This window comes from Pararhizobium sp. A13, from assembly GCF_040126305.1.
GTDB lineage: Bacteria > Pseudomonadota > Alphaproteobacteria > Rhizobiales > Rhizobiaceae > Pararhizobium.
Genome location: NZ_CP149511.1, coordinates 637,017 through 659,152, shown reverse-complemented (window position 1 = coordinate 659,152; position 22,136 = coordinate 637,017). Strand labels below are relative to the sequence as shown.

At 60.9% G+C, this 22,136-nt stretch carries 19 protein-coding genes; 11 read left to right on the top strand and 8 right to left on the bottom strand.

The features are described 5' to 3' along the window. The first annotated feature begins 155 nt into the window (after window positions 1-155). Both WI754_RS24645 and WI754_RS24640 read left to right on the top strand, forming a co-directional pair. On the top strand, window positions 156-323 hold the full coding sequence (locus WI754_RS24645; RefSeq protein ID WP_341487899.1) for a KTSC domain-containing protein: 168 nt from the start codon (window positions 156-158) through the stop codon (window positions 321-323). A gap of 358 nt (window positions 324-681) precedes the next feature. Next, the gene (locus tag WI754_RS24640; protein WP_341487993.1) at window positions 682-2,814 is read left to right on the top strand and encodes a PBP1A family penicillin-binding protein; all 2,133 of its coding nucleotides are present in this window, start codon (window positions 682-684) and stop codon (window positions 2,812-2,814) included. Window positions 2,815-3,113: 299 nt separating this feature from the next. Here the strand turns inward: WI754_RS24640 and WI754_RS24635 are convergent, their stop codons facing one another. From WI754_RS24635 to WI754_RS24615, 5 genes are all read right to left on the bottom strand, one after another. Continuing rightward, a complete protein-coding gene (locus WI754_RS24635; RefSeq protein WP_341487898.1) occupies window positions 3,114-4,958 on the bottom strand; it encodes an ABC transporter ATP-binding protein in 1,845 nt (614 codons plus the stop codon). A 371-nt stretch (window positions 4,959-5,329) separates the two neighbouring features. Then, the gene (locus WI754_RS24630; protein WP_341487897.1) at window positions 5,330-6,349 is read right to left on the bottom strand and encodes a histone deacetylase family protein; all 1,020 of its coding nucleotides are present in this window, start codon (window positions 6,347-6,349) and stop codon (window positions 5,330-5,332) included. A gap of 9 nt (window positions 6,350-6,358) precedes the next feature. Beyond that, window positions 6,359-6,871: a GNAT family N-acetyltransferase gene (locus WI754_RS24625; RefSeq protein ID WP_341487896.1), complete on the bottom strand. Its 513-nt coding sequence runs from the start codon at window positions 6,869-6,871 to the stop codon at window positions 6,359-6,361. Beyond that, entirely contained in the window at window positions 6,871-7,803 is a 933-nt protein-coding gene (locus tag WI754_RS24620) for a 3-keto-5-aminohexanoate cleavage protein (protein WP_341487895.1), read from the bottom strand. Before WI754_RS24620 ends, WI754_RS24625 begins: the two co-directional genes overlap by 1 nt. A gap of 9 nt (window positions 7,804-7,812) precedes the next feature. Next, complete coding sequence (locus tag WI754_RS24615; protein WP_341487992.1) at window positions 7,813-9,177, bottom strand: aspartate aminotransferase family protein; 1,365 nt, start codon at window positions 9,175-9,177, stop codon at window positions 7,813-7,815. 317 nt (window positions 9,178-9,494) lie between these two features. Here WI754_RS24615 and WI754_RS24610 point away from each other — a divergent pair, with 317 nt between their 5' ends. Beyond that, window positions 9,495-10,481, top strand: a complete 987-nt coding sequence (locus tag WI754_RS24610) for a LysR family transcriptional regulator (RefSeq protein WP_341487894.1) — start codon at window positions 9,495-9,497, stop codon at window positions 10,479-10,481. Between the two features lie 50 nt (window positions 10,482-10,531). On the opposite strand, the gene WI754_RS24605 is transcribed toward WI754_RS24610, so the two are convergent. After that, complete coding sequence (locus tag WI754_RS24605) at window positions 10,532-11,185, bottom strand: phosphoribosyltransferase family protein (RefSeq protein WP_341487893.1); 654 nt, start codon at window positions 11,183-11,185, stop codon at window positions 10,532-10,534. A gap of 293 nt (window positions 11,186-11,478) precedes the next feature. Between WI754_RS24605 and WI754_RS24600 the strand changes: the two genes are divergently transcribed. From WI754_RS24600 to ugpC, 6 genes are all read left to right on the top strand, one after another. Then, on the top strand, window positions 11,479-12,198 hold the full coding sequence (locus tag WI754_RS24600; RefSeq protein WP_341487892.1) for a FadR/GntR family transcriptional regulator: 720 nt from the start codon (window positions 11,479-11,481) through the stop codon (window positions 12,196-12,198). Next, window positions 12,195-13,367, top strand: coding sequence for a PLP-dependent transferase (locus WI754_RS24595; protein WP_341487891.1), 1,173 nt, complete (start codon window positions 12,195-12,197; stop codon window positions 13,365-13,367). Before WI754_RS24600 ends, WI754_RS24595 begins: the two co-directional genes overlap by 4 nt. Window positions 13,368-13,410: 43 nt before the next feature. After that, window positions 13,411-14,670, top strand: coding sequence for a sugar ABC transporter substrate-binding protein (locus WI754_RS24590; protein WP_341487890.1), 1,260 nt, complete (start codon window positions 13,411-13,413; stop codon window positions 14,668-14,670). Between the two features lie 112 nt (window positions 14,671-14,782). Beyond that, window positions 14,783-15,721, top strand: coding sequence for a sugar ABC transporter permease (locus WI754_RS24585; RefSeq protein ID WP_341487889.1), 939 nt, complete (start codon window positions 14,783-14,785; stop codon window positions 15,719-15,721). Window positions 15,722-15,725: 4 nt separating this feature from the next. Beyond that, entirely contained in the window at window positions 15,726-16,559 is an 834-nt protein-coding gene (locus WI754_RS24580) for a carbohydrate ABC transporter permease (protein ID WP_341487888.1), read from the top strand. A gap of 4 nt (window positions 16,560-16,563) precedes the next feature. Beyond that, entirely contained in the window at window positions 16,564-17,634 is a 1,071-nt protein-coding gene (ugpC, locus tag WI754_RS24575; protein WP_341487887.1) for a sn-glycerol-3-phosphate ABC transporter ATP-binding protein UgpC, read from the top strand. A 12-nt stretch (window positions 17,635-17,646) separates the two neighbouring features. On the opposite strand, the gene WI754_RS24570 is transcribed toward ugpC, so the two are convergent. Together WI754_RS24570 and WI754_RS24565 are read right to left on the bottom strand one after the other, a co-directional pair. Beyond that, window positions 17,647-18,867 (bottom strand): adenylate/guanylate cyclase domain-containing protein, encoded by a 1,221-nt coding sequence (locus tag WI754_RS24570; RefSeq protein WP_341487886.1) that lies wholly within the window; start codon window positions 18,865-18,867, stop codon window positions 17,647-17,649. Window positions 18,868-19,055: 188 nt separating this feature from the next. Next, on the bottom strand, window positions 19,056-19,955 hold the full coding sequence (locus WI754_RS24565) for a LysR family transcriptional regulator (RefSeq protein ID WP_341487885.1): 900 nt from the start codon (window positions 19,953-19,955) through the stop codon (window positions 19,056-19,058). A gap of 123 nt (window positions 19,956-20,078) precedes the next feature. On the opposite strand from WI754_RS24565, the gene WI754_RS24560 reads away from it, so the two are divergent. Then, window positions 20,079-20,816, top strand: coding sequence for an SDR family oxidoreductase (locus tag WI754_RS24560; RefSeq protein ID WP_341487884.1), 738 nt, complete (start codon window positions 20,079-20,081; stop codon window positions 20,814-20,816). 97 nt (window positions 20,817-20,913) lie between these two features. Next, a complete protein-coding gene (locus WI754_RS24555; protein ID WP_341487883.1) occupies window positions 20,914-21,816 on the top strand; it encodes an SDR family oxidoreductase in 903 nt (300 codons plus the stop codon). The last annotated feature ends 320 nt before the right edge of the window (window positions 21,817-22,136 follow it).

Genomic DNA, 22,136 nt, shown 5'->3' with positions numbered 1-22,136 from the left:
AGCCGTTTCAAAGATCCCTCCTCTCAAATCCCGATCCATGCACCAACGCCCTTGCACATGGGAACAACCCGAGCGGCAATGCGTTCGTGTCCTATGAGGTGGTGTCGTTCTGCAATCGATGAACCGGGCAGCATTGCAGAGAATGGAGTGGAGCGGTGCCATCCGGTTTGATCCGCCGCGTTGATTACGTCCAATCGCGGACTTTGTCCGTCTGGCTTGTAACCAGCGAGAACCGACACGACTATCAGGATGTGCCGGCCGCTTTTCGCCGCGCGTTTTCGAAGGGACGTTTCTTCAACGCACACATCCGAAATCATTTTTAATATCGTGTTGTAAGGGAGAACGCATTGGTGGAATGATCCAGCTTCTCACGGTCTTGGACGTGTCATTATGGTTTTGACACTTCTGAAGCGTCGCCTCCGCGACCGCCTTTCCTCTGCCTCATTGCATGTTAATGACTTCAGCAGAACAATCAGCCGGTAAAGAATGGCAAGCTCCGCAAAAATCTCAAAACAAACTACCGGATCCGGTCCGACGACGCAGATCAACGGACGCCCCGAGGGTACGGAAGCAGCAAGCGGGCTTCGTGAAGGATCATTATCACCGCAAGACCAGGCGGCTGACGTGACCGAGAGCCCGGCCTCCGCTTTTGGACGGACAAGGCGAGCCATCCGGGAACTGATGTGCGCCCTCCGTCATGATGTCCGGGCGTTCTTGCGACGCGGTGTGTTCCAGATCCGAAATGGCATCCGAATTGTTCAGGAAAGACACGCAAAGGCTCGCGGCAAAATATTAAACGAGAGGCTTCGGGGGATACCCGCTAGTTTTGCTTCGATTTCGCGTAGTGCACTGTCTGGCATGACGACCATTCGCACAAAAATGGTGGGCAGAAAGCAGGTCAATCCACTGAAACTGCGATCGTGGAAAGTCCTGTTCGCGCTGGTCCCGTTCTGCTGCTTCCTGGTCGTAGCCGGTGTTCTGACTTGGGCCTTGAAGGATGTGCCGTGGCAGGAGATCGCCGACGGCTCATTGAAGCCGATTATCGTGCTGGAAACTGCGGACGGCGGCCCCCTTGTCCGGCAAGGGCCGTATCAAGAACCCTATGCGGGGTACGAACAGTTCCCTCCGCACCTCACCGACGCCGTGCTTTCAATCGAGGACCGCAGATTCGTGAATCACTACGGCGTCGACCTGAAAGGGATTACACGCGCGCTGCTCCGGAACTTCGAGGCAGGATCGGTCGTCCAGGGTGGAAGCACCATCACGCAGCAATTGATCAAGCTGCAATATCTCGAAAGCGACAGGACGCTGAAGCGCAAGATCCAGGAGGTGGTGATCGCGTTCTGGCTGGAATGGAAGCTCGGGAAGCAGGAGATCCTGACGCGATACCTCAACGCGGTCTACCTTGGTTCCGGCGCGACGGGCATGCCGGCAGCGGCACGTATCTATTTCAATAAGGATGTCGGTGCGCTCGACATCCCAGAATCGGCGATGCTGGCAGGCCTGCTGAAGGCCCCTAGCCAATTGAACCCGATCGACAATTTCGAGGGCGCTCGGCAACGCACGTCAACCGTGCTCGACGCCATGGTCGCCAATGGCAAGCTTACGCCGGAAGAAGCGGGTGTCGCCAAGGGTGAATTCGCTGAACTGCACCCGACGACACCAACATCGCGCTCGGGCAGTTGGTTCGCCGATTGGGTGTCGGCACAAGCGGGCGAGATTGCTGGCTCTTCTCCGGGGTCGACGACAGTGCGCACGACCTTGGTGCCGCGCCTGCAGCGAATTGCCGAAGAAGTCGTCAAGCAGGCCCTTGATGAAGAGGGAAAGGCTCTCGGGGCTTCACAGGCGGCGCTGGTCGCCATCACGCCCGATGGTGCAGTTGTCGCAATGGTAGGCGGATATGACTATAAGACCAGTCAGTTCAACCGAGCCGTCACGGCGATGCGTCAGCCGGGCTCCACATTCAAGTTGTTCGTATATTACGCAGCGTTGAAGAAAGGGCTGAGCCTGTCGGATCAAGTCCTCGATGCCCCGATCGAAATCGACGGATGGTCCCCTCAAAATTCCAGCGGTAGCTATCGCGGTTGGGTTACGCTGGCTGAGGCTTTTGCTCGCTCGCTGAATGCAGCCACCGCTGCGCTGGCGCAGGAGGTCGGATTGGAAAATGTCGCCGCTGCAGCGAAGGAACTGGGCATTAACGCGGCCCTGACGACGACGCCTGCGTTGGCACTTGGTGCATCCGAGGTTAGTCTGCTCGACTTGACGGGCGCCTACGCGTCGGTTCGCCTTGGAAAGGCGCCCGTCGAGCCATGGGGGATTATAGATTTTCAAGCCTCGGACCAGCCCAAAGGCTTCCGAGTGGGGCCGCAGGTAGCGACGTCGGTTGACCTCTCGCCGTATCAGCCGGATCTCCTAACCTTGCTACAGCTGGTTGTCGAGCGTGGGACTGGTCGTCAGGCTGATCCCGGCACGTTTGCGGCCGGCAAGACAGGCACCAGTCAGGACAATCGTGACGCCTGGTTCGTCGGCTTTACGGAACCCTTGGTCGCCGGCGTCTGGGTTGGCAACGACGATAACACACCGATGAAAGGCATCACGGGTGGCGCGCTTCCGGCTCGCATCTGGCGGAAATTCATGGAGGCCGCAAGGGCCGAGCCTGGTCCGCATAACGATCCGGACACGGGGATGGTGACAAGCGAAAAACCCGCTCCATCCTGCAATGTCAGGGCATGCTCGCGCAGTTATCGTTCCTTCCGCGCCTCAGACTGCACCTACCAACCTTATCGTGGCGATCGACGGCTGTGCGAGAAATAGCTGGGCGGCCGCGAGAGTCTACAAACTGAGTATCGATAGACGCTGCATCAAAAATCAGGGCGTCTGCGACAAGCGAAAGTCTCGCAGCCAGGAAGCCAAGCGTCCGCACGCACCGCCACCGCGGTGCTCGGACCGGGATCTCCTCATCTAACTGACGACTGGCTGGGCCGATCGCACATTGGTCCTGTGCAGCCCGAGACCGGCCGATTGCTCACATTATCTGTCATTCGGCATCCAAAATTGCATGCCGGAACACACGATATCTTCTGGTGTCAGCCCGCGCCGAAAGGATTGACGTTTTAAATACTGGCATGCATTTCGTGCAATCCAGCATACACGCCGCCGGCCGCGATCAGCGCCTGATGTGTGCCTTCCTCGACAATGCCATCTCGCGTAAGTACAAGAATTCTATCCGCATGCCGGACGGTGGAAAGGCGATGGGCGATGACTATGGTCGTGCGGCCCCTGACCAATCCCAGCAACGCCTCCTGCACCGTCCGCTCGCTCTCATTGTCGAGTGCGCTGGTGGCTTCGTCAAAGATCAATACCGGCGGGTTCTTGAGGAAAGCACGGGCGATGGTCAGCCTCTGCTTCTGACCGCCCGAGAGCTTCACCCCGCGCTGCCCGATGTCGGTGTTATAACCTTGCGGCAGTGCCACGATGAAATCATGCGCATTGGCCGCCTTCGCCGCCGCGATGATGTCCTCGTCCGTCGCCTCGGGGCGGCCGTAGCGCAGATTGTCGATCACGGTGCCACTGAACAGATACACATCCTGCTGGACCACACCGACATTGAGCCGCAAAGAGGCCAGGCTGACATCGCGGACATCCTGCCCGTCAATGGTCACGCTGCCGGACTGCACGTCGTAGAAGCGCGGGACGAGGCTGCAGAGCGTGCTTTTGCCTACCCCTGATGGCCCGACCAACGCCACAAACTCTCCCGGCTCGACGGCGAATGACACCTCGTGGAGCACAAGTGGGCCTTCTTCCTCGTAGCCGAAGCTGACAGAGTTGAAGCCGATGGCGCCGATAACCTGGCCAAGTGGCTTGGCGGCGGGGCGGTCCGCAATGTCGGGCTCTTCTTCAAGCAATTCCATGGCTCGGACGAAGCCCGTGTAGCCTTCCTGCCAAAGCCGGATGAAATTGTCGAGCCGCCGCACCGGATCGACCAGCACGCCGACGCAAAGCAGCAGTGTCAGCATATCGGCAGCGGAAAGGTCGGCGGTGAGAATGCGGATGGCTCCGAACACGATCACCACAATGGTGACGACCTGGGAGAATCCATCCATGCCGACCCAGAGCAACGCTTCGCTGCGGTAGCCCGCTTTGCGGCTGTCGAGAAACCGCTGGTTTTCCACTTGGAAGCGGCGCAGTTCGTCGCCTTCATTGGCGAAGGATTGCACTACGCGGATACCGCCTAGCGCGTCCTCCACCCGTTCATTGATGTCACCGATCCTCTCCTTGCTTGTGCGAAGGGCGACATTCATATGGCCGTTGAAATGCATCGCGTAAGCAACTGCGAACGGGATCAGAAGCGCAATCAGCAAAGCAATAACGGGATCAATCAGGGCGAGTACTGCCATTGCTCCCCCGAATTTAAGGATGCTGATGGCAATGTCCTCGGGGCCGTGGTGGAAAAGCTCGCCCAGCCAGAGCGAGTCATTGCTTATGCGGCTCATCAGTTGCCCGGTGCGCTGCCGGTCATAGAAGCTGAAAGACAGCTTTTGGCAGTGCTCGAACAATTCCTTGCGAACCTGCGCCTCGATCTTGGCTCCCATTACATGGCCCTGATAGTCCACGAAGTAGGTTGCGAAGGCCTGCACAAGGAAAACGCCGAGCATGACGCCGCCCAAGGCCAGAATCTGATGAAGGGCATCTGGCGCTTCGGCCAGGTCCGGCAGGCGGCTAACGATGTGGTTGGCGATAAGCGGCATGGCCACTGCCGTGGCGGCTACCAGGACCGCGCACAACAAGTCTGCAAACAGAAGCGGTAGATGTGGCCTATAGTAGGAGATAAAGCACTGCGCACGAACGCGAGCTTTTTGACGCTCCGCCGAGCCACCGCGGGAAGAGAAGAGGCGGGGGAAAAAGCTTCTACGGCGTTTTTGCGCGCGCTTCTCCCTGTTGAGATGATTGGAATGCATCAACGGTCATGTCCTGTTGTACACGAATGGTTTTGAGGCTGGACATGATCGTTTTCATTTCAATCTCCTCTTGGGCCAAGAATGATGGAAATATGCAGGTTTCGCTGTGGTCTGGCAATGCCTGACGGCTTTGCGGAATTTCGTACCGCCGTATTGGGGCTGTCTTCAGCTCCTTCTGCCAAGTCGCAAAGCGCCAGCAATGCATGCCCCCCAATTAAAGTTAGGCTTGGACGACAGATTATTGCAACAACCTTTCGCACCCTCCCGTCTTACGTGGCGGCCCTTTCGAAAGCGATGCGGTTGTTCGAATCGAGATCGAAGCGGCCATAAGGGTTGACGTGGCCATAAATCAACGGCGTGAGGCCACGGTGTCAATGGACAAATCCCGTCAGGAACGACGTGAGATTGGCGCTCAACGCGTCGCAGAGATAACCGCCTTCCTGAACGATAACCGTCGGCAAGCCGAGCCCGCTGATCGCCTCGGCGATCCGTGCAAAGCCTGGCGTCGAAACGGACAGCCCGCCGAAAGGGTCGCCTTCGAAGGCATCGAGGCCGAGTGCCACGACCAACGCGTCCGGTCCATAGGCTTCGATGCGGCGGTTGGCGACATCAAGCGCGTCCAAAAATCCCACATCGGACGTCTTACGCGGCAGCGGCAGGTTGAAATTATAACCGAGACCGGGGCCCTCGCCGCGTTCGTCGGCATTGCCCCAGTAAAAGGGATAGAAGCGGACGGGATCGGCATGCAGTGAGACCGTCAGCACGTCGTTGCGGGCGTAAAAGATTCCCTGCGTGCCGTTGCCGTGATGCAGGTCGACATCGAGAATGGCGACGCGTTTTGACGACCTTAACAGGTGCTGTGCGGCGATCGCGGAATTGTTGAGGAAACAGAAGCCGCCGGCGACATCGGCAAAGGCGTGGTGGCCCGGTGGGCGGCAAAGCGCATAGGCCGAGCGCTCGCCGGCAAGCACGACTTCCGCCGCCTCGACCGCACTCCAAGCGCTCCAGCAAGCGCTGCCCCAGGTATCGGCGGAAATCGGGCAGGCGGTATCGGCCATATGATAGCCGGCCTGACCGACAGCGGAGGCGGGATAGCGGTCGGTGCGGGCCAGCGGATGGATGTTCGGGATCACCTCTTCCGAAGCGCCCTCGATCCGCTGCCAGCGCAGGAAGATGTTTTGCAGGAACTCGATATATTCGGGCGTATGGATGGCGGCGATCGGCTTTACGCCGTGATCACGGGGCCGGACGATCTCGCAGCCGGCCGCCCTAGCGCCGGCAAGCAGTCGCTCGACGCGCTCCGGCTTTTCCGGATTGGGCTGCGCTGCGCCGCTGGACAGGAACATCTTCGGATCATGCTGCTTCTGTTCGTTCGCATAGAAGGTCTTCATGTTTTTCTCTCAAACCCCGCTCTCATGCAGCCCGGCAAGCGTTTCGAAGGCATCGCCATAGACGGCATGAATGCGCTCTTCTTCTGACCAGGCAAGCCCCATCCGCTCGTAGAAATGCCGCGCCGAAACGTTTCTTGCGTCGACGGACAGCCGCAGATAGGCGCCGCCGCTCGCGCGGACATGCGCTGCCGTATGGCGTAGAAGCGCTACCCCGATGCCTGCACCGCGAAATTGCTCCTCGACGACGATATCCTGAATATAGGCACCCTTCTGCCCGCGCCATGTAGAAAAACTCTGGAAGAAGAGGCACATGCCCGCGAAGGCTCCGTCGATTTCCGCAATCAGTCCGGTGAAGGCCGGTTGCGCACCAAATCCGTGCCTGCGGATATCGTCCGGCGTCGACGTTACCCTTTCTTCCGAACCAAGATGCTTGGCGATTGTCAGCAAACCGGTATGGATCAGCTTCGCGTCCTCGGCCACGGCCAGGCGGACGTTCGGTAACGGGGTTGAAAGCTCCACCATCAGAACGCCACCCGATCGCCGCCCTTGAGCGAAAGCATCGCCCGTGCATCGTCCGGTGTGGCGATCTCCAGCGAGAGGGCTTCGAGGATCGTCCGGATGCGGCTCACCTGCTCGGCATTGGATTTCGCAAGTTCGCCGCGCCCCAGATAGAGGTTGTCTTCCAGCCCGACCCGGACATTGCCGCCCATCGCCGCGCCCATGGTAATCAGCGGCATCTGCTGGCGCCCGGCGGCCAACACCGAGAAGCGGTAGTCGTCGCCGAACAGCTTGTCGGCGATCCGCTTCATGTGGCTGATATTGTCCGGATCAGCGCCGATGCCGCCGAGAATGCCGAGGACGAACTGGATGAACAGCGGTCCCCTGACCAGTCCGCGATCGTAAAAATGCTTCAGCGAATAGAGGTGGCCGACATCGTAGCATTCGAACTCGAATCGCGTGCCACACCCCTCGCCCAGCCGTTTGAGGATGTCCTCGATATCGGCAAAGGTGTTCTTGAAGATTGTGCCGCGCGTCGCCTCCAGGAGGTGCGGCTCCCAGTCGTGCTGCCATTCCATTCCGGGCTTGGCGAGCGGAAAGATGCCGAAATTCATCGATCCCATGTTGAGCGAACACATTTCCGGCTCTGCCTTCAGCGCCGCCGCCAACCGGTCGTCGAGCAACATCAGCGAACTACCGCCGGTCGAAATATTGATGACGGCGTCCGTCGTCTGCTTGATGAGCGGCAGGAATTGCATGAAAACCGTGGGATCTGCGGTCGGCCGTCCGTCGGAGGGATTGCGCGCATGCAGATGCAGGATCGAGGCGCCCGCTTCCGCCGCGGCAATCGCCTGTTCGGCGATCTCATCCGGCGTCACCGGCAGATATCGGCTCATCGATGGCGTGTGCACCGACCCGGTCACAGCGCAGGTGATGATGACTTTCTTCGTTGCCATGCCGCGTCCTCAGCCGTTAACCGGGAGTTCGAGATCGCGCGCCAAAATCTCGAAGCTGTCGCTGAGGATCGACACCATATCGCCGATCTGTTTCGCCGTAATGATCAGTGGCGGCGCAAGGATGATGTTGTCGAGTTCGGCGCCGTCGCCGCGAATGCGCCGGGAATAGAGGATGAGGCCCTTGTCATAGGCGATGTCGAGCAGGCGCTGGTTCGCTGCCTTTGCTTTAGGCAGGGGCTTGAATGTCAGGGGATCGGCAACCAAATCGGCGCCGATCAGCAGTCCTTTGCCGCGCACCCCGGCGACAAAGGGAAAGCGCTTCGAAAGCCCTTCAAGCTCGGACTTCAGGAGATCGCCCATCGCGGTCGCGTTTGCCTCGCAGCCGAGCTTTTCCATTTCCTCGAGCACCGCAAGCCCGGCCGCACAGGCGAGCGGGTTGCCGGCATAAGTATGGCCATGTTGGAAGCCACCCATGTCGAGCACCGGCTTCACCAGTTTGGCGGAGGCTGCCATCGCGCCAAGCGCGGCATAGCCAGAGCCGATGCCTTTCGACAGCGTGATGATATCCGGCTTGCAGTTCCAGTGATCGCCGCCGAGATAACGCCCGGTGCGGGCAGCCCCGCTCATTACCTCGTCATGGATGAGCAGGATGCCGTACTTGTCGCAGATCTCGCGGATGCGCAGGAAATAGCTGTCTGGCGGCACAAGGGCCGCCGTCGCCGCTCCACCGATCGGCTCCATGATGAAGGCGACGACGCTTTCGGGGCCTTCGCCAAGGATTTTCTCCTCGAGCATGTCGGCATAGCGTAAGCCCCGCTGTTCCATCGTGAGATTGTCACGATCGCGATAGGCGGTTGGCGCGGTAATCGCCGGCATTGGCTGGATCTGCGGTGCGAATGTTTCCGTCAGCGCCAGGTCGCCCGTCACGCCGAGCGCGCCCATCGTGCCTCCGTGATAGGAGGGAAAGCGGCAGATCACCTTCCAGCGGCTAGGTTGGCCGGTCGCGACCGCCCATTGCCGCGCCAGCTTGATCGCCGATTCCACCGCCTCCGAGCCGCCGGAAACAAAGAAGATGCGGTCGAGGTCACCCGGCATCTTTGCCGCCAGCCGCCGGGCCAGTTCTTCCGCCGGCTCGTTCTCGAAATGCAGGCGATAGGCGAAGGTTGTCTTTTCCATCTGCCGCTTCATCGCCTCGATGACGTGACGGTTGCCATGGCCGATATTGCTGACCATCGGCCCGCTCGATCCATCGATGAACCGGCGGCCGTCCTTCGTCCAGAAATAGATGCCCTCGGCCCGCTCGACCAGCGGCCGACGCAGCCGCGTCATGTAGAAAAGATGGGATGCGGACCGTTCGCTGGCTTGGATGTTCATGGATTGCTTCGCTCTGGTTCCGTCGCTTGAGTTATGGTTGAGGGCGTTGGCAATGAGGCGCTCGACGGATCGGAGCGCAGCAGCCTTGCCATCCATTCGCGGGTTCCGGCGCTGAAAACCTCGCCCATGCCGCGGTTGAAATTGACGAGCATGCCGTTGCTGTGGCGAACCTTTCCGAAGTTACGAAACGGCTGGCCTCTGTCCGTCACGTCAACGCCGCGTTGGGTCTGCCGATCGAGACGATCAAACCACAATGGACTTCAGTGGACAAATACATTAGGCGAAGGTGTAACATTCACGAAATGAATGAGGTAGCCATGCTCCGGCCGAGACGCCGCTTCGTCTGGGAGATCGACTGGAACCTGCTGCGTACCTTCACGGTGATCGTCGAGGAGAAGAGCCTGACGGCGGCAGGCAATAGGCTGCTGTTGAAACAGCCGACCATTAGCAACGCGCTTCGCCGTCTCGAAGATCACATGGCCTGCCGCCTGATCGATCGCTCCTCCAATCATTTCCGTATGACACCAGCGGGCGAGCGACTCTACGCTGAATGCCGGACCATGTTCCGTATCGTCACCGGCCTTCCCGACCTAATCGAGGACGATCCCGATCTGGTCAGCGGCCATGTCGAGATGGCCTTCGCCAGCCATATCGAGTGTCCGTTTCTCGATCGTTTCCTGGCGGATTTCCACAAGGCCTTCCCGCGCGTCACCTTTTCGACAACGGTCTTGGCCAGCCAGGCCGTGATCGACGCAGTTCTTACCAGCGAAGCGGGCCTCGGCATCTGCCTGGCGCAGGAAAAACACCCGGAGCTCGATTATGCGGTGCTTTACCGCGAGCATTTCGGCTTCTTCTGCGCGCCCGGCCATCCGCTGTTCGGCAAGCGCGGCGTCGATATCACCGAACTTGCCGGTCTGGACTACGTCTCGTTCAAGACAGATCACCTAAACGGCGCGCTGGCACCGGTCGCCCGGCTGAGGCAGCGGGAGAATTTCAACGGCCCGGTGCTCGGCCTCTTCACCAATCTCGAAGAAGTCAAACGGCTGATCAAGGTCGGTTTTGGCTTCGGCCCGCTGCCGATTCACGTGGTCGCGGTCGACATCGAAGCGCGCCAGCTCTGGCAATTGCCGCCTTATCAGAATCCGCCCGCCGCCGACGTCTATATCGTCACCCGACGTTTCGCACGCGGCAATCGGGCCGAGACGCTGCTGGTCGATCGCCTGCTCGCTGCGATCGAGGCGGTGCCGCTTTCCGAGCGGACCTATCCGCGGGGGCTCGCAAGCGTGACGCCCGAGACAATCTGACTGCCGCATTCACCCCGTGAATGTTGGCAGTGTTCTTGGACCAGATTGCGCTACGTGGACCCGCGCCGAGCCGCTTCCTCCAGCACGGCAATGACTTCCGCGTCGCTCACTTGCTGAAATTCACGATAAAAATGCCCGACGGAGAGAAATAGAAACGGCACTTCAAGGCAAATAAGGTTGTCGACGTCACTGCGCAACGCTTCGAGCGATTCCGTCGGCCCAACCGGAACGGCCAACACCAGTTCCCGCGGCCCCTGCCTTCGGATCGCCCTTAGCGCCGCCTTGACGGTTGAGCCGGTTGCAACTCCGTCATCAACGACGATGACCACGCACCCACCGAGAGGAATGGTGTCGCGATCGCCGAGATAGCACTGCCGCCGCCGCTCGATTTCCCTCTGCTCCCTCTCGCAGACCGCGGAAAATTCCTTCTCGCGAATTCCGGCGTGCCGGATCACGCTTTCATTGCGAACGATCGTTGGCTGTGGCCCGTCGACGATCGCCCCCATGGCCAACTCGGGCTGGAACGGTACACCGATCTTCTGAACGAAGAGAAGATCCAGGGGGGCATCGAGGGCACGGGCAACTTCGGCAGCGACAATAACGCCGCCGCGCGGCAAGGCGATGATGACCGGGCTTTTCTCGCGATAGCCGGCGAGTGCTGCAGCAAGTCTAAGGCCTGCGTCCTGGCGGTTTGCGAATGACATCTCGCACCTGTCCGTTTGAAGACATGACGATCGTCCTTGAGGGGACTGCGTCTATCCAGCATACATCGTCCGCCGGGACATCGCCATTTTTGCAAGCAGCCGGCCCGCCATGGCGATCAGTTATTCCTGCGTCGGACCCGGTTTGAACGGCAATCCAATGGTGCCCTGCCGGACGCCGGACCTCGCGCGCAACGTCCCCCGCATGAATCATCTTTACACCCTTGACGCACCCCGTCCGATTTGCATTATTGCTCAGATGTCAGACCAATTTTGGTTTCGGCGAAAGGCAGACGATGAAGCACAAGGATGCCAGAGCGGCGCTTGCCCCCCTGCCCCCGGTCGATCGGGCCCGGCAGGTGACGGCCGCTCTCGCCGACTATATTCAGCGCTCCAATCTCGTCCCCGGCGACCGGCTCCCGGCCGAGCGCGAGCTGATGGCGGCGCTTGCCGTCGGCCGTTCGACCATCCGCGAAGTCATCCGCCATTTTCAGGCTCTCGGCGTGGTCGAGGCGCGCAAGGGCAGTGGCACCTATCTCCTGAAACCGATCTCCGGCGCCACCATCCACATGCCGCTTTCGCTGGAGACGACGCATCTGCGCGACGTGTTGTTGAAGACCCTGGAAGTCCGCCGCGGCATCGAGGCCGAGGCCGGGATGGTCGCCGCCCGCATGCGCACAGTCGAAGACGTGACGATGATCGAGGAAAAGCTGAACGAGATGGAGCGGGTGCATCTTTCCAAGGGCACATCCGGCCCGGAAGACCTTGCCTTCCACCTCGCCATCTACGACGCCACCCACAATCCGCTGTTCAAGCAGCTCCTCGAACAGATGCGCGAAGCCTTCGAACGCTTTTGGGAAAAGCCTTTCGATCGGCCGGATTTCGCCCGCCGGTCATTCCCGTTCCACCGCACACTCTTCAACGCCATTGCCGCGCAGGACCCTGAGGGCGCGCGCGCCGAAACACTGAAAATCCTCGCCATCGTAGAGGAAGACATCAAGGAAATGTCCAAATGAGCAACGGGTTCGATCCGTTCGAAGATGCCTCCCTCATCGTCGCCCATGACGAGAGCAATGCCTATGACGCGGTCGTACCGCCGATCGTGCAGACCTCGCTCTTCACCTTCACCGATTATGACGACATGGTCGCCTCCTATCGCGGTGAAAAGGTCCGTCCTATCTATACACGCGGTCTCAATCCGACCGTGCGGATGTTCGAGGAAATGCTGGCCAAGCTCGAAGGTGCGCAGGACGCGATCGGCTTTGCCAGCGGCATGTCCGCCATTTCCTCCACGGTTCTTTCCTTCGTCGAACCTGGCGACCGCATCGTCGCCGTCAGGCACCTCTATCCGGATGCCTTTCGCCTGTTCGGCACCCTGTTTAAGCGCATGCGCATCGAGGTGACCTATGTCGACGGTCGCGACGAGGAAGAGGTCGCCAAGGCCCTGCCCGGCGCCAAACTCCTCTATCTGGAGAGCCCAACGAGCTGGGTGATGGAAACCCATGACGTCTCCGCACTCGCAGCGCTTGCCAAACGCCACGGCGTCATCACCACGATCGACAACAGCTGGGCAAGCCCGATCTTCCAGCAGCCGATCTCGCTCGGCGTCGATCTGGTCATCCATTCGGCCTCGAAATATCTCGGCGGCCACAGCGATGTCGTTGCCGGCGTCGTCGCCGGCTCGAAGGAACTGATCGGCCGCATCCGCGGGGAAGCTTATCCCTATCTCGGCGGCAAGCTCTCTCCCTTCGATGCCTGGCTTTTGATCCGCGGCATGCGCACACTGCCGATCCGCATGAAGGCGCATGAACAGTCCGCCCTCTCCATTGCCAGGCGCCTGCAGGCCCACGAGGCGGTCGAGACCGTCTGCTATCCCGGCCTTGCCAACCAGCTGGCGCCCGGTCTCACCGGCACATCCGGCCTTTTCTCGTTCATTTTCCGCGACGGTATCGATGTCCGCACGTTTTCCGATCACCTCAAGCTGTTCAAGCTGGGCGTCAGCTGGGGCGGGCACGAAAGCCTGATCGTGCCGGGCGACGTCGTTCTGGCGCAAAAAGCACAACCCAATTCCGCGGTCGCCTTCGGCATCAGTCCGCGGTCGGTACGGCTCCATGTCGGCCTGGAGGGAACGGAGGCCCTCTGGAGCGATCTCGAGGCGGCGATCACTGCCGCCTCATCAGGCTGACACGACTGCAAGCAACCACCCAAACAAAAAAGGGGATATGAAAATGAGGAAACTGATTGCGGCGACGTTGTTCGCCTCCCTGATGGCAGGCACCGCCCTTGCCGATACGAAGCTGAAGCTGGTGGAAGTCATCACCAGCCCCGAGCGCACCGAGACGCTGAAATCGATCGTCGCCAAGTTCGAAGCGGCGAATCCTGGCACCACGGTCGAGGTCATCTCGCTCCCCTGGGGCGAAGCCTTCCAGAAGTTCGCCACCATGGTCTCGGCCGGCGAAATTCCGGACGTGATGGAAATGCCCGACACCTGGCTGTCGCTCTATGCCAACAACGGCATGCTCGAAAGCCTCGAGCCCTATCTCAAGGAATGGGAGCACACCTCTGGCCTGACGGACCGGGCGCTCGAACTTGGCCGCGACGTTAAGGACACGGCCTATATGCTGCCCTACGGCTTCTATCTGCGCGCCATGTTCTACAACAAGAAGATCTTCGCCGAGGCCGGCGTCGAAGGCCCACCGAAGACGATGGACGACTTCGTTGCCGCCGCCGAAAAGATCAAGAAGCTGCCGGGCAAATATGCCTATTGCATGCGCGGCGGCCCGGGCGGCCTCAACGGCTGGATGATGTTCGGCGCGACGATGGCTGGCGACAATACCTACTTCAACGAAGACGGCACCTCGAAGTTCAGCGAAGAAGGCTGGGTCAAGGGTTTCACTTGGTTGACCGATCTCTACAAGAACGGCTATGCGCCGAAGGACAGCGTCAACTGGGGCTTTAACGAGATCGTCGCGGGCTTCTACACCGGAACCTGCGCCATGCTCGACCAGGACCCGGACGCCTTGATCGCCATCAGCGAACGCATGGAGGCGGCAGACTACGGCGTCACCACCATGCCGAAGGGCCCGTCCGGCAAGACCTTCCCGACCATCGGCTATGCCGGCTGGTCGATGCTGTCGGCAAGCGCCAACAAGGACCTCGCTTGGAAGCTGATCGCAACGCTCGAGGGCCCGGAAGGCAATATCGAGTGGAACAAGCGCATCGGTGCCCTTCCCGCGCTGAAAGCGGCCGAGAAGGACCCCTTCTATGCCAGCGAGCAGTTCAAGGGCTGGTTCGAGGAACTGGCCGACAAGGACGCCATTCCGACCGTGATGCCGACCTATCTGGAAGAATTCGCCTTCTTCAAGGATTCGATGGCGATCAAGACCAGCCAGGAAGCCATGCTCGGCGATATCACGCCCGAAGAGATGGCCAAGCAATGGGCTGAATATATGACCAAGGCTCAGCAGAAGTTCCTCGCGAGCAAATAGTCATAAGCCCTGAGCTGCAGGCAGCAGCCTCCCGTTCGCTGCCTGCGGCTTCATTCCTGACTGGAAACACGGCTTGCCCGAAAGACACGCCGCGAAACGGAAATATTTGACGATGGATTCACTCGCAGCCCTCAGCAGCGGTTCACGCAGGGACCAGCGGCCGCTGAAAAAGCGTCTGGCCGATGCTTCCGCGCCCTATCTCTACAGCGCGCCGGCGCTGATCCTGATCGTCACCGTCATGCTGGTGCCGCTGGTGCTCGGCATCTCCTATGCCTTCCGCGACATCCAGCTGCTCAACCCCTTCTCCGGCGGCTTTATCGGGCTCGACCATTTCAAGACCCTGTCGCAGGACCAGAATTTCTATCGCGCGCTGCGGAACACGCTGTGGTGGACCGGCTGGTCCGTCCTCCTGCAGTTTGTCTTCGGCCTCATCCTCGCCTTGCTACTGGACAAGCCCTTCCATGGTCGCGCCATCGTGCAGGCGCTGGTCTTCCTGCCCTGGGCCGTTCCGAGCTTCCTCGCCGGCCTCAACTGGTCGTGGCTGTTCAATCCCGTCGTCGGCCCCCTACCCCACTGGTTCTATGCCCTCGGCCTGATGAGCGAGCCGGCCAATATCCTCTCCGATCCGCAGCTTTCCATGTGGGGACCGATCATCGCCAACGTCTGGTGGGGCATCCCCTTTTTCGCGATCACCCTGCTCGCCGCCCTGCAAGCGATCCCACGCGATCTCTACGAGGCCGCCAGCATCGACGGCGCCGGCCCCCTCCAGCGTTTCATCTCCATCACCCTGCCCTTCCTCGCCCCGACCATCGCCATCACCGTTCTGCTGCGCACCGTCTGGATTTCCAACTTCGCCGACCTGATCATCGTCATGACCAATGGCGGACCGGCCGACCGCAGCCAGATCGTCGCAAGCTACATCTTCACGCAAGCCTTCAAGCGGCTCGATTTCGGCTATGCCTCGGCCATCGCGCTGGTGCTGCTCGTGCTCCTGATCACCTATTCGATGCTGATCGTCGTCCTGCGGCAATGGCTCCTGAGCAAGGATTGAGATCATGACTGCCAAACGCATCCTCTCCGTCGTCGCGCATCGTCTGGCCATCTTCGCCTACATCGCCTTTGCGCTCTTCCCGCTCTACTGGCTCTTGAAGGTGTCGGTGACACCGAACAAGCTGCTCTATTCCGAAGGCATCAAGATGTGGCCGTCGCGCACGAGCTTCGAGCATTTCGAGTTCGTGCTGAAGCACAGCGATTTCCCGGTCTTCTTCAAGAACAGCCTGATCGTCTCGGGCTCGACCGCAATCATCGTCACGGTGCTTGCCTCGCTCGCCGGCTATGCCATGTCGCGCTTCAATTTCCGCGGCAAATACTGGATCGTGACGCTGATGCTGCTCACCCAGATGTTCCCGCTGGTCATGCTGGTCGCGCCGATCTTCAAGATCCTCTCGCCGCTTGGCCTCACCAACAGTTTGACCGGCCTCGTCATCGTCTACACTGCTTTCAACGTGCCCTTCGCCACCTTCCTGATGCAGTCCTTCTTCGACGGCATCCCGAAGGACCTGGAGGAAGCCGCCATGATCGACGGCGCAACCCAGTTTGTCGCCTTTCGCCAGATCATCCTGCCGCTGACGCTGCCCGGCATCGCCGCGACACTCGGCTTCGTCTTCACCGCCGCCTGGAGCGAGCTTCTGTTTTCGCTGATGCTGATCTCCGGCAACGACGCGGCGACCTTTCCGGTCGGGCTCCTGTCCTTCGTGTCGAAATTCTCGGTCGACTTCGGACAGATGATGGCGGCGGGCGTGCTGGCGCTCATCCCCGCCTGCCTGTTCTTCCTGTTGATCCAACGCTACCTCGTGCAGGGCCTGACGGCCGGCGCCGTGAAAGGCTGATCCCATGGCATCCATCGATATCGCCCACGTACAGAAATCCTACGGCATCCATCCGGTGCTGCACGGCGTCGATCTGGAAATCAAGGACGGCGAATTCGTCGTGCTGGTCGGCCCCTCGGGCTGCGGCAAGTCCACGCTGCTTCGCATGATCGCCGGTCTTGAGGCCGTTACCGACGGCGAGATCCGCATCGCCGGCAAGCGGGTCAACGACCTCGCGCCGAAGGACCGCGACATCGCCATGGTGTTCCAGTCCTACGCGCTCTATCCGCATATGAGTGTGGCGAAGAACATGAGCTACAGCCTGCGTTTGAGGAGGACCGCCAAGGACAAGATCGCCTCCGTCGTCGCGAGCGCGGCCAACAAACTCGGGCTCGATCCCTTGATGGAGCGCCGTCCCAAGGCGCTCTCCGGCGGCCAGCGCCAGCGCGTCGCCATGGGCCGCGCCATCGTGCGTCAGCCAAAGGCCTTCCTGTTCGACGAGCCGCTCTCCAACCTCGACGCCCGCCTGCGCGAACAGATGCGCGCCGAAATCAAGAAACTGCACCAGGACCTCGGCGCGACCTCGATCTACGTCACCCACGATCAGATCGAGGCGATGACGCTCGCCGACCGGATCGTTGCCATGCATGGCGGCATTATCCAGCAGGTCGGCAGCCCGCTCGAACTCTACGACAATCCCGCCAACCTGTTCGTCGCCGGCTTCATCGGCTCGCCGGGCATGAACTTCTTCGAAGGTCGCTACATGCAGGCGGGCGACATGGCAAAGTTCGCCCTCACCGGCGGCGTCGTCCTGCCGCTCGGCGGCACTGCCAATCTCGCCGACGGCAACCGCGCCACGCTCGGCATCCGGCCTGAGCATGTGGTGCTCGGCGCCGAAGGCCCGGATGTGCTGAAGGCGACCGTCGATCTCGTCGAACCCACCGGCTTCGGCATCATCGTCCACCTGAAGCTCGGCCCCGTCGCCTTCAAGGCCTTCACGCTGGACCGCCGCTTCCTCGGCATGCACGGGGAGGTCGCCGTCCGGCTGCCCGTGGAAAACCTGCATTTCTTCAACGAGGAGGGTCGGAAAGTCTGACCGGATCGGCCGTTACTCCTCAACCTTCTCCAGCGGCATCAGTGTGAACAGTTCCTGCGCCCGCTTGACGCCGCGCAGCGCATAGCGGCCGATCGAGACCACCTCGGCATTGCGCGGCGGCGGGGCCGCGGCCACGAACTGCGAGGACATGATGACGCTGCGATCGACGAAGCGGCACATCGAAGCGATGCGGCTGACTTCGTTGACGGCCGGGCCGATGACGGTGAAATCGAGGCGATCGCTGGAGCCGATGTTTCCATAAAAGACGTCACCGATGTGAAGCCCGAGATAGACCTCCGTCACGGGCCGGTTTTCCGAACGTCGGCGCTCGTTCAAGCCTCTCAGTTTTTCCCGCAAAAGTTGCTCGGCCAGCAAGGCCCGGGCGCAGGCGTCCTCCCGCTCCCCCGCCTTGAAGATCGCCAGCGTGCCGTCGCCGATCAGCTTCAAGACATTACCGCCCGCCTCGTGGATCGAGGAAATGACGGCGTCGGCATAATCGTTAAGGAATGGAATGATCTCGTCCGGCGGCAGGTTGTCGGAGATGCGGGTGTAGTTTTGCAGGTCGGAGAACCACAGCACCGCCGAAATCCGCTCCGCCTTGCCGCGCGAGATGCGGCCTTCCAGCACCTGCTTTGCTGCGTCCTCGCCGAGATAGACCTCGGCGATGGTGCGCGAGATACGGGTCAGCGATCCAGATTTGATCGCCAGCGCGAGCACCGGCACCAATTGCCGCAGTGCCGCTAAGTCCTCGTCACGAAAACCGCCGTCATCCATCGTCGTCCAATGCGAGTAGAAACAGTCCATGTCGCCGATATGGCTGTCCTTGGCGAACCGGTGGATCATCGCGATATAGTCCTTGTGGCCGGCAGCCAGGAGCGTGTCGAGCGTGAAGAAATCGAGGGGATCGCCGAAGCCGAGGCGGCGGCGGACCTCGTTCTTGTTGTTTTCGCGCATATAGTGAAAGGCCGAGCGCTCCCAGTTTTCCGCCGAAACGCCCTCATTGGTCGGCCCATATTCGAATGCCGTCTTCACTGGCTCCTGGCTGTCCCACTGGAAGGCGCGCCCCTCATAGACGGGGTGCAGCGTGTCGATCAGCGCCAGCGCGCGATCGAGCCGCATGCCGGCGGCGCGGGCACGCTGGCAGAAGCCGTTGACGATATCCATCTCGTCGGTGCCCTTGATGCCTTGGGTTGTCAACCAGGCGGAGATTTCGCTGATATCATGTGCGTTCATGTCGATAATCCTGAATCCCGGGCATTTGCACATCTAACGCACCACCCCGCAACCCGAAACGGATTTAAGCGAGCGGCGCGGTTCGAAATCTGTGCGGCGAGTGCGTCCATGAAGCTGGACGATGCGGCTGGAGGCGCGGATGTGGGTAACACCAGCTCGAAAGGCAAGCCTCGAGGCAAGATTTCTTTTTACCGGCCTACCTGCCGCGCGGCAAATTCGCGTGAAAGCCAGTCGATGAAGACGCGCACGCGTGGCGAGAGCTGGCGGCTGCGCGGATAGAGAAGCGATACCGGCGTCGGCGTCGGCGGATTGTCCGGCAGGATTTCGACCAACCTGCCGTCCCTCAAGTCTTCCTCCAGCGCATAGCGCGGCGCCTGCATGATGCCGAGCCCCAACCGCGCCGAGGCCGCCAAGGTATCGGCGCCATTGACCGAAACGACCGCCGGCAGGGAGATATTGCGGATCGTTCCCGCCACCGTGAACTCGAGCGGCAATAATGCGCCGATTGCCGTCGACCAGAAGCCGATCATCTGGTGCCCGCCGAGATCGTCGAGGGTCTTTGGCATGCCGAATCGGGCGATGTATTCGGGCGAGGCGCAAGTGACTTCCTCCAGCAGCCCGACGCGGCGCGCGATCATGTCGCTGTCCTGCAGGTCGCCGACACGCAGCACGCAGTCAATCCCTTCGCGGATCAGATCGACCAGCCGGTCGCCCTCGCTCATATAGAGCTGGATGCCCGGATATTCCCTGAGGAACTCCGGCAATCCCGGCAGGACGAAGTGCCGTGCCAGCCTGCCATGTACATCGACGCGCAACAACCCCTTCGGTTTGGCGCCGGCAAAGGCGCCCTCCGCATCCTCGATATCGGACAGGATCGTCAGGCACCGCCGGTAATAGGCTTCACCATCGAGCGTCGGGCTGACGTGCCGCGTCGTGCGCTGCAGAAGCCTGACCCCGAGCCGAGCCTCCAGCTGTTTTACCGCATCGGTCACAGTCGACCGCGGAAGCCCCGTGTCCTCGGCGGCAAGCGTGAAGCTGCGCCGCTCCACCACGCGGGTAAACACCCGCATTGCCTCAAATCTGTCCATGATGATTGTTCGCCGCTGCCGAATAGTAATGCCGAAGAATGACTGATTATCCGCCGCAAGGAAAGGACCATCTTCTCCTCATCGAAACCGCGCTGCGGCGCAGAACACTTAAGGAAGACGGAAATGTCAGAGAACAACAAAGTCGCTATCGTCACCGGCGCCTCCCGCGGCATCGGTGCAGCCATTGCGGAACGCCTCGCCAAGGACGGCTTTACCGTCGTCATCAACTACTCCGGCGATGCCGCTCCGGCCGAGGCATTGGCCCGCAAGATCGAAGACAGGGGCGGCCGCGCGCTCACCGCCAAAGCCGACGTCAGCGACACTGACGCTGTCCGCCGCATGTTCGACGCGGCTGAAGCTGCCTTCGGCGGTGTCGATGTCCTCGTCAACAATGCCGGCATCATGACGCTCTCATCGCTCGCCGAAAGCTCGGATGCCCTGTTCGCCCGCCAGATCAACATCAACCTGAAGGGCACTTTCAACACATTGCGGGAAGCGGCAAAGCGCCTGCGTGACGGTGGCCGGATCGTCAACTTCTCGACCAGCGTCGTCGGCCTGAAGCTCGAAAACTACGGCGTCTATGCCGCTACCAAGGCCGCCGTCGAAACGCTGACCGCCATCCTGTCGAAAGAACTGCGCGGCCGCTCGATCACCGTCAACGCGGTCGCCCCCGGCCCGACGGCCACCGACCTCTTCCTCAACGGCAAGTCGGACGAACTGATCGCCCGCATGTCGAAGATGAACCCGCTGGAACGCCTCGGCACCCCGGAAGACATCGCCGCCGCCGTTGCCTTCCTGACCGGACCGGACGGCTCCTGGATCAACGGCCAGGTCCTGCGCGCCAATGGCGGCATGATCTGAACCGAAAAATCGCCACAGCGGCGCACAACCTGCGCCGCGGCACGGATCAATGAATGTCAGCAGCCTCATCCCCCAATCGTTCAGAAGGAACAGGACAATGACCAAGCACATCATCGTCGTCACCGGTGCTTCCAGCGGCTTCGGCGCCATGACGGCCCGTGCGCTGGCAACCGCCGGCCACACCGTCTATGCCGGCATGCGCGCCACTGAAGGCCGCAACGCCAAGGCGGTTGCGGACGCCGTAGCTTTTGCCAAGGAGCACAATGTCGACCTGCGCTCCGTCGAGCTCGATGTCGCCAACGATGCCTCCGTCGAAGCCGGGATCGCAAGGATCATCACCGAAGCCGGCCGCCTCGATGTCATCATGCACAATGCCGGCCACATGTCTTTTGGCCCGGCCGAGGCCTTCACACCGGAGCAGTTCGCCGAGCTTTACGACATCAACGTGTTGTCCACACAGCGTGTCAACCGGGCGGCACTCCCCCATATGCGCCGCCAAGGCAAGGGCCTGGTCCTCTGGATCTCCTCGTCCTCGACCCGTGGCGGTACCCCGCCCTACCTGTCGCCCTATTTCGCCGCCAAGGCTGCGATGGACTCGCTCGCCGTCTCCTATGCCGCCGAACTCTCCCGCTGGGGCATCGAGACCTCAATTGTCGTGCCCGGCGCCTTTACCAGGGGCACTAACCATTTCGCCCATTCGGGCTCGCCGTCCGATCATGCCCGCACCGCCGAATACAATGACGGCCCCTACAAGGGCGTGCCGGAGAAGGCGCTGCGAGGTCTCGCCGCACTGGAGCCCGCCGACGCCGACCCAGCCTCCGTTGCCGCCGCCGTCGTCGATATCGTCAACAGGCCCTTTGGCACCCGGCCTTTCCGCGTCCACATCGACCCGTCGCAGGATGGCGCCGAGATCGTCAACGCTGTCGCCGACCGCGTCCGCGCGGAAATGTTCCGCAATATCGGTTTGGCTGACCTGTTGAAGCCCGTCGATAACGCCTGAGCCAAGATTACCGCCGGCAATTGCGCCGGCGAAAAGCAACTTAGCTTATATAAACAAGCGCGTCCGAACCTGATTTTTTCGGGGTGACACGATAACCGAATGCTGTAAGCTGCCCTTACAAAAGACGTCGCTGGTTGGCTAGGCCAACTGGCGACACGGGTAACAATTTGAAATAATTGCAGCTTTCAGACTATCGCAGCTTGGCCAACCCTGTGTCCCGACTTCCTATAACAATTGACGTCTGGCAAGGCTCGACCACCTGCGCTCTCCACGAACTGATCCGTGCGCCCGCACGGAAATGATCAGCTTTATACGCTTCA